This window comes from Ramlibacter sp., from assembly GCF_035627355.1.
Classification (GTDB): domain Bacteria; phylum Pseudomonadota; class Gammaproteobacteria; order Burkholderiales; family Burkholderiaceae_C; genus Ramlibacter.
This window is the reverse complement of the sequence record NZ_DASPLW010000002.1, coordinates 16,947-31,415: the sequence shown is the minus strand read 5'-3', so window position 1 is coordinate 31,415 and position 14,469 is coordinate 16,947. Positions and strand designations below refer to the sequence as shown.

Annotated in this window: 15 protein-coding genes; 5 read left to right on the top strand and 10 right to left on the bottom strand. The window is 68.8% G+C overall.

The features are described from left to right. Positions 1–5: 5 nt before the first annotated feature. The 3 genes from thrC to VEC03_RS00460 all read right to left on the bottom strand — a co-directional run bounded on the left by thrC (position 6) and on the right by VEC03_RS00460 (position 4,043). A complete protein-coding gene (gene thrC, locus VEC03_RS00470; protein ID WP_324912156.1) occupies positions 6–1,421 on the bottom strand; it encodes a threonine synthase in 1,416 nt (471 codons plus the stop codon). Beyond that, the gene (locus tag VEC03_RS00465; protein WP_324912155.1) at positions 1,421–2,731 is read right to left on the bottom strand and encodes a homoserine dehydrogenase; all 1,311 of its coding nucleotides are present in this window, start codon (positions 2,729–2,731) and stop codon (positions 1,421–1,423) included. The genes thrC and VEC03_RS00465 overlap by 1 nt, the downstream gene beginning before the upstream one ends. A gap of 85 nt (positions 2,732–2,816) precedes the next feature. Continuing rightward, positions 2,817–4,043, bottom strand: a complete 1,227-nt coding sequence (locus VEC03_RS00460; RefSeq protein WP_324912154.1) for a pyridoxal phosphate-dependent aminotransferase — start codon at positions 4,041–4,043, stop codon at positions 2,817–2,819. Between the two features lie 107 nt (positions 4,044–4,150). Here VEC03_RS00460 and VEC03_RS00455 point away from each other — a divergent pair, with 107 nt between their 5' ends. From VEC03_RS00455 to VEC03_RS00435, 5 genes are all read left to right on the top strand, one after another. Next, positions 4,151–4,528, top strand: a complete 378-nt coding sequence (locus VEC03_RS00455) for an Mth938-like domain-containing protein (RefSeq protein ID WP_324912153.1) — start codon at positions 4,151–4,153, stop codon at positions 4,526–4,528. A 97-nt stretch (positions 4,529–4,625) separates the two neighbouring features. Further along, positions 4,626–5,102, top strand: coding sequence for a peroxiredoxin (locus tag VEC03_RS00450; protein ID WP_324912152.1), 477 nt, complete (start codon positions 4,626–4,628; stop codon positions 5,100–5,102). Between the two features lie 181 nt (positions 5,103–5,283). After that, complete coding sequence (locus VEC03_RS00445) at positions 5,284–6,969, top strand: PhoH family protein (RefSeq protein WP_324912151.1); 1,686 nt, start codon at positions 5,284–5,286, stop codon at positions 6,967–6,969. Positions 6,970–7,060: 91 nt separating this feature from the next. Further along, the gene (locus VEC03_RS00440) at positions 7,061–7,495 is read left to right on the top strand and encodes a DUF2844 domain-containing protein (RefSeq protein ID WP_324912150.1); all 435 of its coding nucleotides are present in this window, start codon (positions 7,061–7,063) and stop codon (positions 7,493–7,495) included. 71 nt (positions 7,496–7,566) lie between these two features. Beyond that, on the top strand, positions 7,567–8,748 hold the full coding sequence (locus tag VEC03_RS00435; protein WP_324912149.1) for a DUF3443 domain-containing protein: 1,182 nt from the start codon (positions 7,567–7,569) through the stop codon (positions 8,746–8,748). A gap of 7 nt (positions 8,749–8,755) precedes the next feature. Here VEC03_RS00435 and dnaB read toward each other — a convergent pair whose 3' ends face one another. The 7 genes from dnaB to VEC03_RS00400 all read right to left on the bottom strand — a co-directional run bounded on the left by dnaB (position 8,756) and on the right by VEC03_RS00400 (position 14,450). After that, complete coding sequence (dnaB, locus tag VEC03_RS00430) at positions 8,756–10,162, bottom strand: replicative DNA helicase (RefSeq protein ID WP_324912148.1); 1,407 nt, start codon at positions 10,160–10,162, stop codon at positions 8,756–8,758. A gap of 206 nt (positions 10,163–10,368) precedes the next feature. Beyond that, positions 10,369–10,821: a 50S ribosomal protein L9 gene (gene rplI, locus VEC03_RS00425; protein WP_324912147.1), complete on the bottom strand. Its 453-nt coding sequence runs from the start codon at positions 10,819–10,821 to the stop codon at positions 10,369–10,371. 14 nt (positions 10,822–10,835) lie between these two features. Then, on the bottom strand, positions 10,836–11,117 hold the full coding sequence (rpsR, locus tag VEC03_RS00420) for a 30S ribosomal protein S18 (RefSeq protein WP_048438842.1): 282 nt from the start codon (positions 11,115–11,117) through the stop codon (positions 10,836–10,838). A gap of 16 nt (positions 11,118–11,133) precedes the next feature. Continuing rightward, the gene (gene priB, locus VEC03_RS00415; protein WP_324912146.1) at positions 11,134–11,421 is read right to left on the bottom strand and encodes a primosomal replication protein N; all 288 of its coding nucleotides are present in this window, start codon (positions 11,419–11,421) and stop codon (positions 11,134–11,136) included. 28 nt (positions 11,422–11,449) lie between these two features. Then, entirely contained in the window at positions 11,450–11,815 is a 366-nt protein-coding gene (gene rpsF / locus VEC03_RS00410) for a 30S ribosomal protein S6 (RefSeq protein WP_324912145.1), read from the bottom strand. 96 nt (positions 11,816–11,911) lie between these two features. Continuing rightward, a complete protein-coding gene (locus VEC03_RS00405; protein WP_324912144.1) occupies positions 11,912–12,550 on the bottom strand; it encodes a 3'-5' exonuclease in 639 nt (212 codons plus the stop codon). Between the two features lies 1 nt (position 12,551). Next, positions 12,552–14,450 (bottom strand): DUF294 nucleotidyltransferase-like domain-containing protein, encoded by a 1,899-nt coding sequence (locus VEC03_RS00400; RefSeq protein ID WP_324912143.1) that lies wholly within the window; start codon positions 14,448–14,450, stop codon positions 12,552–12,554. Positions 14,451–14,469: the final 19 nt, after the last annotated feature.

Sequence of the window (14,469 nt, the reverse complement as noted above, 5' to 3'; positions counted from 1 at the left end):
GACCTTCAGGCGCAGTGCGCCGCGATGTACGACTTGACCTCGCCGGCATCGGCCGGCAGCACGGTCACCCGGCGGGGCAGCGACTCCAGCCCCTCGAAGCGCGCGGGACGCTCGGGCTCGCGGCCCAGCGCCTCGACGATGGTGGCGGCGAACTTCACCGGCAGCGCGGTCTCCAGCACGATCATGGGCACGCCCGGCTGCACGTGTTGCCGGGCCACCCGGATGCCGTCGGCCGTGTGGGTGTCCACCATCACCTGCAGGCGCTGCCACGCATCGCGAATGGTCGCCAGCCGGTCGGCGTGCGTGCTCTTGCCGCTGCTGAATCCAAACTGAGTGCCCGCGCGGGCGAACGCCGGATCGCGCGACAGGTCGAAGCGGCCGTTCCGCGGAAGCTCCTCGGCGAACAGCGCGCGGGTGCGGGTCGCATCGCGGCCCAGCAGGTCGAACACGAAGCGCTCGAAGTTGCTGGCCTTGCTGATGTCCATCGAGGGGCTGGAAGTCTCGTGCGTGTCGGCGGCCGCACGCACGCGATAGACGCCGGTGCGGAAGAATTCGTCCAGCACGTCGTTCTCGTTGGTCGCAAGCACCAGCCTGTCGATCGGCAGGCCCATCTGGCGCGCCACGTGGCCGGCGCAGATGTTGCCAAAATTGCCCGAGGGGACTGCGAAGGACACCCTCTCGCTATCGGAGCGCGTGGCCTGGAAGTAGCCGGCGAAGTAGTAGACGACCTGCGCGACCAGCCGGGCCCAGTTGATCGAGTTCACCGTCCCGATGCGGTACCTGCGCTTGAACTCGAGGTCGCCGGAGACCGCCTTCACGATGTCCTGGCAGTCGTCGAACACGCCGCGGATCGCGAGGTTGTGGATGTTGGCGTCCTGCAGGCTGAACATCTGCGCCTGCTGGAACGGGCTCATGCGGCCGTGCGGCGAGGTCATGAACACGCGCACGCCCTTCTTGCCGCGCATGGCGTACTCGGCCGCGCTGCCGGTGTCGCCCGAGGTCGCGCCCAGGATGTTCAGCTCCTCGCCGCGCCGGCCCAGTTCGTACTCGAACAGGTTGCCCAGCAGCTGCATGGCCATGTCCTTGAAGGCCAGCGTGGGGCCATTGGACAGGCCGAGCAGGTACAGCCCGTCCTCCAGCTTCCTGAGAGGTGCGATCGCCTCCGTGCCGAACGCCTCGACGGTGTAGGTCCGTTCGCAGATCGCGCGCAGGTCGGCGGCCGGGATGTCGTCGATGTAGAGCGACAGGATCTCGAACGCGAGTTCGGCGTACGGCAGGCCGCGCCAGCGGGCCAGCGTGACCGCATCGACCTGCGGGTAGTGTTCGGGCAGGTACAGGCCGCCGTCGGGCGCCAGGCCCTCCAGCAGGATGCCGCAGAAGGGCTGGCGGTCCGGATGGCCCCGCGTCGACAGGTATCGCATCAGGCCAGTTCTTCCTTGCGGATGCGCACGATGGGCGCCAGCACGGTAGGCAGCTGCTGCATGCGCCCCAGCACCTCGTTCATGGCACCTTCGCGCACGTCGTGCGTGAGGATGATCAGGTCGGTCTGCTTCTCGCCCTCGCCCGCCTCGCGCTGGAGCATGGCGTCGATCGACACGCCGGCTTCCGCCATCAGGCCGGTGACCTTGGCCAGGACGCCGGGTTGGTCGGCCACGCGCAGGCGCAGGTAATAGCTGGTCACGACCTCCTCCATGCCGAGCACCGGTTCGCTGCTCATCTGGTCGGGCTGGAAGGCCAGGTGCGGCACCCGGTGGGCGGCGTCGGAGGTGTGCAGGCGCGTGATGTCCACCAGGTCGGCGATCACGGCGCTGGCGGTCGGCTCGCTGCCGGCGCCCTTGCCGTAGTGCAGCGTGGTCCCGACGGCGTCGCCGCGCACCACCACGGCGTTCATCGCGCCTTCCACGTTGGCCAGCAGGCGCTTGGACGGCACGAGGCAGGGGTGCACGCGCAGCTCGATGCCCTTGGGCACGCGCTTGGCGATGCCCAGCAGCTTGATCCGGTAGCCGAGCTGCTCGGCATAGCGGATGTCCTGCGCCGCCAGCCGGGTGATGCCCTCGACGTAGGCCTTGTCGAACTGCACCGGGATACCGAAGGCGATGGCGCTGAGGATGGTCGCCTTGTGCGCGGCATCGACGCCTTCGATGTCGAAGGTCGGGTCGGCCTCGGCATAGCCCAGGCGCTGGGCTTCCTTCAGCACCACATCGAAGTCCAGGCCCTTGTCCCGCATCTCCGACAGGATGAAGTTGGTGGTGCCGTTGATGATGCCCACCACCCACTCGATGCGATTGGCCGTCAGGCCCTCGCGCAGCGACTTGATGATGGGAATGCCGCCGGCCACCGCGGCCTCGAAGCCCACCATCACGCCGCGCTGGTGGGCGGCGGCGAAGATCTCGGTGCCGTGCACGGCCAGCAGCGCCTTGTTGGCGGTGACCACGTGCTTGCCGGCCGCGATGGCTTCCATCACCAGCTCGCGGGCGATGCCGTAGCCGCCGATCAGCTCGACGACGATGTCGATGTCGGGATTGGCGATGACCTTGCGTGCGTCGTCGACCACCTGGGCGCGGTCGCCGACGACGGCCTTGGCCCGCGCGGTGTCCAGGTCCGCGACCATGGCGATCTCGATGCCGCGGCCGGCGCGCCGCTGGATTTCCTGCTGGTTGCGGTCGAGGACCGTGAAGACGCCGCTGCCGACGGTGCCGATGCCCAGCAGGCCGACCTGGATGGCTTTCATGATCTTGCCTCCCGACGAGCCGCCTCTAGGGAGGCAAGGGCCCCCTCGGGGGGCAGCGGAGACACGAAGTGCGGAGCGTGGGGGCTCATGAACTGTGACGCTTGCGGTAGTTGTCGAGGAATTTCGCGATCCGGCCGATCGCCTCGCGCAGGTCTTCCTCGTGGGGCAGGAAGACGATGCGGAAGTGCTGGTTGTCCGGGTAGTTGAAGCCCGAGCCCTGCACCAGCATCACGCGCGTCTGCTGCAGCAGTTCGAGGAAGAACTGGCGGTCGTCGGCGATCGGGTACAGCTTGGGGTCCAGCCGCGGGAACATGTACAGCGCCGCCTGCGGCTTGACGCAGGTGACGCCCGGAATCGCGGTGATGAGTTCGTAGGCCAGGTCCCGCTGCCGGCGCAGCCGCCCGGCCGGGGCGATCAACTCGTTGATGCTCTGGTAGCCGCCCAGCGCGGTCTGGATCGCGTACTGCCCGGGCACGTTGGCGCACAGCCGCATGTTCGAGAGCATGGTCAGGCCCTCGATGTAGTCGGCCGCGGCGCGCTTGTCGCCCGACACCACCATCCAGCCGGCGCGGTAGCCGCAGGAGCGGTAGCTCTTGGACAGCGAGTTGAAGGTCAGCGTGAGCACGTCGGTCGACAGGCTGCCGATGGCGGTGTGCCTGACGCCTTCGTACAGCACCTTGTCGTAGACCTCGTCGGCCAGGATCACCAGGCCGTTCTCGCGCGCGAGGTCGACGAGGGCACGCAGCAGTTCGTCCGAGTACAGCGCGCCCGTCGGGTTGTTGGGGTTGATGACCACGATGCCCTTGGTGCGCGGCGTGATCTTGCTGCGGACGTCGTCCAGGTCGGGCATCCAGCCGTTGGATTCGTCGCAGCGGTAATGCACCGGCGTGCCGCCCGACAGGCTGGTGGCGGCGGTCCACAGCGGGTAGTCCGGCGAGGGCAGCAGCAGTTCGTCGCCGTCGTCCAGCAACCCGTTGGTGGCCATGGCGATCAGCTCGCTCGCGCCGTTGCCCAGCCAGATGTCGTCGAGCGTGACGCCCTGGATGCCCTGCTGCTGGGTGTAGTGCATCACCGCCTTGCGCGCCGCGAAGATGCCCTTGCTGTCCGAGTACCCGGCCGAGTTGCCGAGGTTGCGGATCATGTCCTGCTGGATCTCTTCCGGGGCATCGAAGCCGAACACCGCGAGGTTGCCGATGTTGAGCTTGATGATCTTGTGCCCTTCCTCCTCCATCTGCCGGGCCGCGTCCATGATCGGACCGCGGATGTCGTACAGGACGTTGGCGAGCTTGGCGGATTTGTGGACGGTCTTCAAAGCCCCTCCGGGGGATCGCTGGCGGCGGTGAAACCTATAATTTGACCATAGTTCCGATGGGCTCCCGCACCTGATGAGGCAGCCCTTCCGCCCTTCACTCCCCCTCCATGAAGCTGCAGCCCGACCGGTTCGACGTGCAGGCCATCACCGGCTATGGCCCGGGGTGGGTGGCGGTCAACGCGGACCGGATCGCCCACAGCGTCATCATCGATTCGCGCGGCGAGCGCATCGACTGGAACTGCGCGACCTACGAGGAACTCGGCCCCGGGCACTTCGACCGGTTGGCCCAGCTGCAGCCCGAAGTGGCGATCTTCGGCAGCGGCGACCGCATCCGTTTTCCGAAGCCGGCCTGGCTGCGCGAACTGGTGGCGCGCGGGATCGGGATCGAGACCATGGACACGGCGGCAGCCTGCCGTACCTACAACATCCTGGCCCAGGAAGGTCGGCAGGTCGCCGTGGCCCTGCTGCTGGAACAGCCCCGCTGAAGCCCGGTGATAGGGGGAATCGGGTAAAATCGCCCTTTGCGGCACGCCGTGCGCATGCCCAACAACGAGCAACCCCTGTCACACGAGTAGAAATTCCATGGCGATCGTTGTCAACAAGCCCATCCCCGAATTCGAAGCAAATGCCACAGGCGGGTTGAAGGTGAGCAACACCTCCCACCTCGGCGAGGTGCTGGTGCTGTACTTCTATCCCAAGGACAACACGCCGGGCTGCACGACCGAGGCCATGCAGTTCCGCGACAAGTACAAGGACTTCGTCAAGGCGGGCGCCACCGTCTTCGGCGTGTCGCGCGACAACATGAAGTCGCACGACGAGTTCAAGGCCAAGCTCGAGCTGCCCTTCGAACTGATCGCCGACACCGAAGAGAAGATGTGCCACATGTTCGGCGTGGTCAAGAACAAGATCATGTACGGCAAGAAGGTCAAGGGCATCGAGCGCAGCACCTTCCTGATCGGTGCCGACGGCGTGCTCAAGCAGGAGTGGCGCGGCCTCAAGGTGCCGGGCCACGTGGACGAGGTACTCAAGGCCGTCAAGCTGCTCAAGAAGGCGGCCTGACCCGACGCCTGGGCGCAACAGCGAAGGACCCTGCATCGCAGCGCCGGTTGCGTTGTGCATAATGGGTTCATGCAGTTGATTCCGGCGCCTCGCGTCGACACCGCATCCGATGGAAAAGCCGCCCGGCTCGCCTGGCGGCTTTTTCGTTTCCTGACCTGCCTTCCCGGGAAACCCCTGACCCATGCCGCTGCCCCCCGCCCCCTCCCGCCGTGCCGCCCTGCTCCCGCCCGAGGCCTACGACGCCCCGGCGCGGTCCTCGCACAAGGCCGCGCGCAAATCGGAGGCGCCCGCCGTCGACAGTCCGCTGGCTGACCGGCTCACCGCGCTGGACTTCGATCCGCGCAGCGGTGGCGGCGAGCGCGACGCTCCGCACCCGGCCGCGCTGTTCGACGAAGCGCCGGTGCCGGTACAGGACAAGCCACCGGCGCGTCGCCGCCCCGCCGTCGAGCCGACCGCCCGCAAGAAGGCCCGGCCGTCCGGCCCGGCCAAGCTGTTCGTGCTCGACACCAACGTGCTGATGCACGATCCGATGTGCCTGTTCCGCTTCGAGGAGCACGACATCTTTCTGCCCATGGTGGTGCTGGAAGAGCTCGATGGCCACAAGAAGGGCACGACCGAGGTCGCCCGCAACGCGCGGCAGGCCAGCCGTTCGCTCGATGCGCTGGCCGGCGGCCAGGGTGCGGACATCGGTGCCGGCCTGAAGCTCGCCTCCACCGGCCACAGCGAGGCAGGCGGCTGCCTGTTCTTCCAGACGCAGGCCCTGGCCAACCAGCTGCCGTCGAGCCTGCCTCAGGGCAAGGCCGACAACCAGATCCTGGGCGTGGTGCAGGCCCTGCGCGAGCAGTACGCCCCGCGCGAAGTGGTGCTGGTGTCCAAGGACATCAACATGCGCGTCAAGGCGCGCGCACTGGGCCTGGCCACCGAGGACTACCGCAACGACAAGACGCTGGACGACCTGGAGCTCATGTACGCCGGGGCGCTGGCGCTGCCGGCGGACTTCTGGGCCAAGCACGGCAAGACGGTGGAGAGCTGGCAGAGCGGCCAGACCACCTTCTATCGGGTGACCGGACCGATCGTCCCCAACCTGATGATCAACCAGTTCGTCTACTTCGAGGCGCCCGGCGAGCCCAGCCTGTACGCGCGGGTCACGGAGATCCGCGGCAAGACGGCGGTGCTGCGCACGCTCAAGGACTACGGCCACCTGAAGAACGCGGTGTGGGGGGTGACCACCCGCAACCGCGAGCAGAACTTCGCGATGAACCTGCTGATGGACCCGGAGGTGGACTTCGTCACCCTGACCGGCACGGCGGGCACCGGCAAGACGCTGATGGCGCTGGCGGCCGGCCTGACGCAGGTGCTGGACGACCGGCGCTACACCGAGATCATCATGACCCGCGCCACCGTCAGCGTGGGCGAGGACATCGGCTTCCTGCCCGGCACCGAGGAAGAGAAGATGGGCCCGTGGATGGGCGCGCTGGACGACAACCTGGAGGTGCTGGCCAAGACCGACACCGGCGCCGGCGAATGGGGCCGTGCCGCCACCAACGAGCTGATCCGCAGCCGCATCAAGATCAAGAGCATGAACTTCATGCGCGGGCGCACCTTCCTCAACAAGTGGCTGATCATCGACGAGGCGCAGAACCTCACGCCCAAGCAGATGAAGACGCTGATCACGCGGGCCGGCCCCGGCACCAAGATCATCTGCATGGGCAACCTGGCCCAGATCGACACGCCCTACCTGACCGAAGGCTCGTCCGGCCTGACCTTCGTGGTCGACAAGTTCAAGGGCTGGCCGCACAGTGGCCACATCACGCTGGCCCGCGGCGAGCGCTCGCGCCTGGCCGATTTCGCCAGCGAAGTGCTGTAGCGCGAACGGGCCGTGGCGGCCGGCCGCCAGCGGCCCACGAACGGGCCGGCTGCGGCTAAGCTCTGGACTCCCGAACAGCCGGAGCCGCCTCTTGCCCTTCAAACGCATCGTCGCCGCGAGCCTGCTCGCCGCCTGCAGTGGCAGCTGGGCGGGCCTGGGCGGTCCGGCGGCACCCGTCGATGCCGGCGCCGTGGCGAGCACCGCGCGCACGAACTCGGGCACGCCCTACACCCATGTGCAACGCCGGCTCGACTCCGGGACCACGGTGCACGAGTACATCGACGCCAGCGGCACGGTGTTCGCCGTGGCCTGGGCGGGCCCGTTCCAGCCGGACCTGCGCGCGCTGCTCGGCCGCCACTTCAATGCACTGACTGCGCAGGAGGCCAGCGCGCGGGGGCGCGGCGCCGCCGCCGTGCACCGCGCGGACCTGGTCATCGTCTCCGCGGGACGCATGGGCGCCTTCCAGGGACAGGCCTGGCTGCCGCGCCAGTTGCCCGCCGGCTTCGATCCGCGGACGCTGCCATGAGCCGCTTCGCATCGCACACGGGACCAGCGGGAGCCGTCCGCACGCTCCGGTGGCTGGCTGCGCTGTCGGCGATGGCCTTTCTCGCTGCGTGTGGCGGCGGCGGGGGCGACTCGCCGGCGGCGCTGCAGACGGAAACGGTCGGCACCGACAGCGTGGCGGCGCCGGCTCCGTCGGGCTCCAACGTGGCGCAGGTGCTGGTCGACACCGGCACCGACGGCACCTCCATCAACACGCCCTTCGTCACCGTCACCATCTGCCAGCCCGGGACCGCGGCCTGCGTGGAGATCGACCACGTGGTCCTGGACACCGGTTCGTCCGGCCTGCGGGTGGCCGCGTCGGCCGTGCCCGCCAGCCTCAACCTGCCCGTGGTCACGAATGCGGTGGGCGAACTGGTGGGCGAGTGCGCCCAGTTCGCCAGCGGCTTCTCCTGGGGCTCCGTGCGGCGCGCCGACGTCCAGCTGGCCGGCGAACGCGCCGCCAACCTGCCGATCCAGGTGGTCAACGACACCAACACCCCGTGGTCCATGATCCCGGCCGCGTGCAGCAACACCGGCGCCAACATCGGCCCGGGCCGCGGTGCCAAGGGCATCCTGGGCCTGGGCCTGTTCACCGAGGACTGCGGCCCCGCCTGCGTGGGCTCCACGGCGCCCAACGTCTATTTCGCCTGCAATGGCGGCGGCGGCTGCACCTCCACCCGGTTGGCGCTGGCCTCGCAGGTCGCCAACCCGGTGACCTCGTTCGCCGTCAACAACAACGGCGTGGTGCTCACGCTGCCCGAGGTGCCTACGGGCGGCGCCGGGCGCGCCACCGGTTCGCTCGTCTTCGGAATCGGCACCCAGCCCAACAACCAGCTGGGCACGGCCACCGTCTTCGCGACCGACTCCGACGGCTTCTTCACCACCACGTACAAGGGCGTCGACTACCCGCGCAGCTTCCTGGACAGCGGCTCGAACGGCCTGTTCTTCAACGACGGCAGCCTGCCCTCCTGCGGCGACTTCTACTGTCCGCCGGGGGCGCCGCTGACGCTCACGGCCACCAACCTCTCGGACACCGGGACCCGCGGCACGGTCACGTTCACGCTCGACAGCGTGACAGCCATCCGGCCCCATGCCGCCGTGGCCCACATCGGCGGCACCAACGGGCTGCCGGGCAGCTTCGATTGGGGCCTGCCCTTCTTCTTCGGCCGCTCGGTGTTCGTGGCGCGCGAGGGAGCGCCCACGCCGGCCGGACCGGGGCCCTACTGGGCGTACTGAGGCGGGCTCAGAAGTCGTCCGAGCCGCTGGCGAGCGACTCGAACTTGGTCAGCGGCTTGACGAACGCCAGCTTGGCGGTGCCGGTGGGTCCGTTGCGCTGCTTGCTGATGATCACTTCGGCGACGCCGGGCTCCTTGGAGTCCTTGTTGTAGTAGTCGTCGCGGTAGATGAACATGATCACGTCGGCGTCCTGCTCGATCGCGCCCGACTCGCGCAGGTCGCTCATCATGGGGCGCTTGTCGGTGCGCGACTCGACGCCGCGCGACAGCTGCGACAGCGCGATCACCGGGCAGCCGAGCTCCTTGGCCAGCATCTTCAGGCCGCGCGAGATTTCGCCGATGGCGGTGGCCCGGTTCTCGTCGCTCATGCCGGACGACACGCTCATGAGCTGCAGGTAGTCCACCACGATCAGCCCGAGCTTGCCGCCGCACTGCCGCACCAGCCGGCGCGCGTTCGCGCGCAGTTCGCTGACCGTCAGGCCGGGCGTCTCGTCGATGTGCAGCGAGACGTTGCGCAGCTTCTCGATGGCCTCGGTCAGGCGCGGCCACTCCTCGTCGGTCAGCCGGCCCGTGCGCAGGTGCGTCTGGTCGATCCGGCCGATCGAGCCGACGATGCGGACCGCCAGCTGCGAAGCGCCCATTTCCATGGAGAACACCGCCACCGGCAACCCTTCGTGGAGCGCCACGTGCTCGGCGATGTTGATCGCCAGCGAGGTCTTGCCCATCGAGGGCCGCGCCGCCAGGATGATCAGGTCGCCGGCCTGCAGGCCGGAGGTCATGCGGTCCAGGTCGTGGAAGCCGGTGGGCACCCCCGTGATGTCGTTCGGGTTGTCGGCCATCTCGGTGACCCGGTCCAGCAACTGGACCACCAGGCTCTCCATGCCCTGGAACCCCTGCTTCATCCGCGAGCCTTCCTCGCCGATGTGGAAGATCTTCTGCTCGGCCTCGTCGAGGATGTTCTCGACCGGCTTGCCCTGCGGGTTGAATGCGCTGGTGGCGATCTCGTCGGCCGCCGACACCAGCTTTCGCAGGATGGAGCGCTCGCGCACGATCTCGGCGTAGCGGCGGATGTTGCTGGCGCTGGGCACGTACTGGGCCAGCGAGTTCAGGTAGGGCAGCCCGCCCACCTCCTCCGCCTTGCCCAGGCTCTGCAGCTGCTCGTAGACCGTGATCACGTCGGCCGGCTTGGTGGCGTTGATCAGGGTACCGATCACGCCGTAGATCAGCCGGTGCTCGTAGCGGTAGAAGTCGCCGTCGGTGAGCAGGTCGCCCACCCGGTCCCAGGCCGCGTTGTCGACCAGCAGCCCGCCGAGCACGCTGGACTCGGCTTCCACCGAATGCGGCGGCACCCGCAGCTGGCTGACTTGCCGGTCGCGCGGCGGATCGTTGTCGACAGGGCTCAGGACGGCAGACATGCGGGCTTTCGGCTGGGGTTGATCATGCCTCGGCCACTGGAGGAATGTCCATGCACAAGGCTGGGAACAGCAGGTGGAGAAGCTGTGGATGGAGGGTCGGGACCTGTGGATGACCCGGCCCGCAAATGAAAACGCCGCCCCGGAGGGCGGCGTTCTTCTCGAAGGACAAGGTTGCCGCAGGCAACCTTGGTTCGGACCGTAGCGGATTACGCGGTCTCGCCGTACACCGCCACGGCGATGTCCACCACCACGTCGGTGTGCAGCGCCACCTGGACGGTGGACTCGCCCACCATCTTGATCGGGCCGTTGGGCATGCGCACCTGGGACTTGTGCACCTTGTAGCCCTGCTTCTCCAGTTCCTCGGCGACGTCGTGGTTGGTGACCGAGCCGAACAGGCGGCCGTCGACGCCGGCCTTCTGGGTCAGCTTCAGCGTGGTGCCGGCGAGCTTCTCGCCCTGGCCCTGCGCCTCCGCCAGCTTGGCGGCCGCGGCCTTCTCCAGTTCGGCGCGCTTGGCTTCGAACTCGGCCTTGTTGGCCTCGGTCGCACGGCGTGCACGGCCCGACGGGATCAGGAAGTTGCGGGCGTAGCCGTCCTTGACCTTGACGATCTCGCCCAGGTTGCCCAGGTTGACGACCTTGTCCAGAAGAATGACTTGCATGTTCGTCGCCCCCTTCAGATGCGGTGCTGGTCGCTGTACGGGACCAGGGCCAGGAAGCGCGCGCGCTTGATGGCGGTGTTGAGCTGGCGCTGGTAGATCGCGCGGGTGCCGGTCAGGCGCGCCGGGATGATCTTGCCGTTCTCGGCGATGAAGTCGCGCAGGGTGTCGACGTCCTTGTAGTCGATTTCCTCGACGCCGGCGACGGTGAAGCGGCAGAAGCGCTTGCGCTTGAACAGCAGCGACTGGGTATTGCGCTTCGGACGCTTGTCCTTGTTGAATTTCTTGAACGTGGCCATGGTGTGCCTCTTTCTCTCAAACGGATTCGAACGACTGGATGTGGAGCACGGGGTGCCTGCCGTTGCGCGGCGTCGCCAGGAAGCCGGTGAAGCCCCAGGGGCTGCCCACCGGCTGGCGGGCGATGGCTTCCGCCACGGTGCCGATCGCCACCGCCTTCACGGCCGCCTTCACCTGCCGGGGCTGCCCCGCTTCCACCACCTCGGACTCGTGTTCGAGCCTCAGGTCCAGGGCGGGCAGGCCCGCCGGGGTGTGGCGCAGGGAGCCGATCTCGGCGATGCGGGCGCTCAGGGCGACGTGGTTCACCGGCGGGCGGGCCGCGGCGACGAGCGCCTTACGACTGGAACTCCGCCTGCTGGGCCTTGCGCGCTTCCTCGCGCTCGACCGTCTTCATCATGGCCGAGGGGCCGGTCTCGGCCTTCTTCTTCTGCACCGTCAGGTGGCGCAGCACGGCATCGTTGAAGCGGAAGGCATGCTCGAGCTCGCCCATCACGTTCTGGTCGGCCTCGATGTTGATGCAGAGGTAGTGCGCCTTGGCGAGCTTGTTGATCTGGTAGGCCAGCTGGCGGCGGCCCCAGTCCTCGACGCGGTGGATCTTGCCGCCGCCGGCGGTGATCATCCCCTTGTAGCGCTCCAGCATGGCCGGAACCTGCTCGCTCTGGTCCGGGTGGATCAGCAGCACGATTTCATAGTGACGCATGGACTCTCCTTGTGGTTGAGCCACCCGCCGCGTCCATGGCAGTGTGGCAAGGCAAAGCCGCTGATTATAGCCAAGCCGGCCCTACCCTGCCCCTCCTCAGCCCCGGGCGATCCAGCGGCGGCGCGCCGCCAGCCGCTGCACGTCGCGCCAACAGGCGCATTCGGCCGCCACGCGCGGCCAGATGCGCAGCAGCAACTCGCACTCGGCCAGGGCGTCGGCGGCGGCCTGGTGGCGGGCCGCGCAGCGGATGCCGAAGTGAGCCATCCACTCGTCCAGCGAGCGCGCAGCGACGTCCGGGTGGGTGACGCCGCACAGGTGCTCGATGTCCAGCCAGGGTTGCGGCAGGCCGGCGCCGGGCACCGCGCGCGCGTACCGCTGCACCAGCGTGCGATCGAAGGCCGCATGGAAGGCCAGCAGCGGCGAGGTGCCAGCGTGGGCGGCAAAAGCCTGCAGCGCCCGGGCCACCGGCAGCCCGCCGGCCTGGCGGACCACGCCGATCCCGTGCAACAGGATGTTGTCGCGACTGGAGGGCTGCTCCTGCTGCAGCACCGCCTCGAAGCTGTCACCGAGGTCGATGGCCAGCCGGCGCGAGGACCAGTCGACGCGCACCGCCACGGAGGCGATCGCCAGCAATCGGTCGCGCGAGGCGTCGAGGCCGCTGGCCTCCACGTCCAGCACCACCCAGCGGCCCTCGTCCACCGCACGCCCGCGCCACGATCCGGGAAGCCAGCCCACCTCAGCGCTCGTAGTCCAGCCGCATGCGCTGCTGAAGCCGGCGGGCCATGCGGAGGCTTTCCTTGAGAATGCGGCGATCGACGTCGTTCAGGTCCTGCAGCCGGACCCGGTTCGGCTCGTCGGCCGTACCGCGTTCGCCCAGTTGCACGCGCAGCCGAAGCATCTGAAGGAACTCGAAGCCGGCGATCCACGCGCCGGTCTCGGCGTCCGGCAGGCCGATGCGGTCGCCGAAGGCCCGCAGCCGCTCGCGGGTGCCGGTGGCATCGATGCCGTGGGCCAGGCTGTACAGCCGCGCGGCATCGACGAACAGGGCGGCGCCCTGCAGCTTGAGGTCGATGCTGCCCCGCTCGTCGGTCTCGATGCCGCCCAGCCAGTTCAGCGGCGCCTCGCGCGAGAGCGCATTCAGCGCCAGTTGCTTGAGGAAGCGCGGGTTCGCCTGCGCGCGCCCGAGCACGTCGGCGCGCAGGCGCTGCGCCAGCGAGAGGTCGCCGGCCAAACCGCGCAGGTCGAAGTAGATGCTGGCATCGAGCAGGTCGCGGGGCGCCCCGTGCTCGATCCAGCGGGTGAAGCGCTCCTGCCACTCGGACAGCGTCAGGCAGCAGTCCGGCATGCACGCCATCACACCGCCCCGGCACAGCGGGTAGCCGCAGGCGTCCAGCGTGCCGTTCACGTCCAGCGCGAACCGCAGCAGCCGCCGCCGGAATTCGTGGTCGGCGCCGTCCGGCAGGATCAGCGCGTTGTCCTGGTCCGTCGCCACGGTCTGCTCGCTGCGGCCTTCCGATCCCAGGGCCAGCCAGCACACCTGCTCGAGCGCGACGGCATGCTCGGCGGCCTTGAGCTGCAGGATGCGTTGCGCGAGCAGGTCGTTGAGGTGGCTGATCAGCCCGGTGAGCTGGCGGGCCTGCACGCCCTGCCCCAGCAGGCTGCGGGCGAAGCGCCGCACGTCCCCGGCCGCGACCTTCAGGGCGGGGATGTCGGCGGCCAGCCGGATCGAAGTACCCACGTTCTTGAGCGAAAGCCGCTGCAGCGCGAACAGGTCTCGCTCGGACACCACGCCCACCAGCTTGCCCGCGCGGGTCACCGGCACGTGACGGATGCCGTGGCGGGACATCAGCAGCGCCGCGTCCTCCGCGCTGTGCTCCACGGTGAGCGTCTGGACGGGCGCGCTCATTGCGGCCGACACGGGCGTGTCCAGCGGGACCTCCGCCAGCGCCACCCGCTCCAGCACATCGTGCCGGGTCAGGATGCCCTCGGCCACGCCATCGGGCCCGGTGACGACGATCGAGCCGACGCGTCGCCGGCCCATCTCGGTCAGTGCCTCGCGCAGGCTGGCATCCCGGGTGCAGGTCACGGGCGCATTGCGCGCCAGCTCGCTCAGGGGCGTCTCCAGCGACTGCTCCGACAGCACGCCGGAGGCATGTTCGTTGCGCATCGCCAGCCGCGACAGCTCGAGGAAGCGGCCGATGCGGCTGTTGAGGAATTCGGCAAAGGGTGCGCTGCGCGCCGCCAGTTCCTGCATGTCGGCCACCGGCAGTGCGAGCACGAAGGTGTCGCCCGCGGACTCGTAGGTGGCGGTCACCGCGCGCTGGCCCACCGCCGCCGCCAGCGGGAACAGGTCGCCCGCCTCGTAGTGGATTGCGCCGCCGGAGAGCTCGGCCACGCCCTTGCGGCGGGTGACGACGCCCTGGCGGATGAAGAAGACGTCCTGGACCACGCCGTGCCCCGGCGCCTGCAGCACCTCGCCCGGCGCGTAGTAGCGCTGCTGGCTGTGGGCGAGGAAGAAATCGATGGCATCGCTGGTCATCTGCGCGAAGGGCGCGTGTCGCGCCAGCTCCGGGCGCAGCGCCGACAGCAGCCCTGGCGAGGGCGTCAGGCCGGCGTGCGCATCAGGGTCAGCCATCGGACGATTATGGTCAGGT

Coding starts and splice junctions, on each gene's coding strand:
- VEC03_RS00435 (WP_324912149.1), top strand. CDS start 7,567: ATGGCCTTTCTCGCTGCGTGTGGCGGCGGCGGGGGCGACTCGCCGGCG.
- VEC03_RS00450 (WP_324912152.1), top strand. CDS start 4,626: ATGGCGATCGTTGTCAACAAGCCCATCCCCGAATTCGAAGCAAATGCC.
- rpsF (WP_324912145.1), bottom strand. CDS start 11,815: ATGCGTCACTATGAAATCGTGCTGCTGATCCACCCGGACCAGAGCGAG.
- thrC (WP_324912156.1), bottom strand. CDS start 1,421: ATGCGATACCTGTCGACGCGGGGCCATCCGGACCGCCAGCCCTTCTGC.
- VEC03_RS00465 (WP_324912155.1), bottom strand. CDS start 2,731: ATGAAAGCCATCCAGGTCGGCCTGCTGGGCATCGGCACCGTCGGCAGC.
- rplI (WP_324912147.1), bottom strand. CDS start 10,821: ATGCAAGTCATTCTTCTGGACAAGGTCGTCAACCTGGGCAACCTGGGC.
- rpsR (WP_048438842.1), bottom strand. CDS start 11,117: ATGGCCACGTTCAAGAAATTCAACAAGGACAAGCGTCCGAAGCGCAAT.
- VEC03_RS00445 (WP_324912151.1), top strand. CDS start 5,284: ATGCCGCTGCCCCCCGCCCCCTCCCGCCGTGCCGCCCTGCTCCCGCCC.
- VEC03_RS00455 (WP_324912153.1), top strand. CDS start 4,151: ATGAAGCTGCAGCCCGACCGGTTCGACGTGCAGGCCATCACCGGCTAT.
- dnaB (WP_324912148.1), bottom strand. CDS start 10,162: ATGTCTGCCGTCCTGAGCCCTGTCGACAACGATCCGCCGCGCGACCGG.
- VEC03_RS00400 (WP_324912143.1), bottom strand. CDS start 14,450: ATGGCTGACCCTGATGCGCACGCCGGCCTGACGCCCTCGCCAGGGCTG.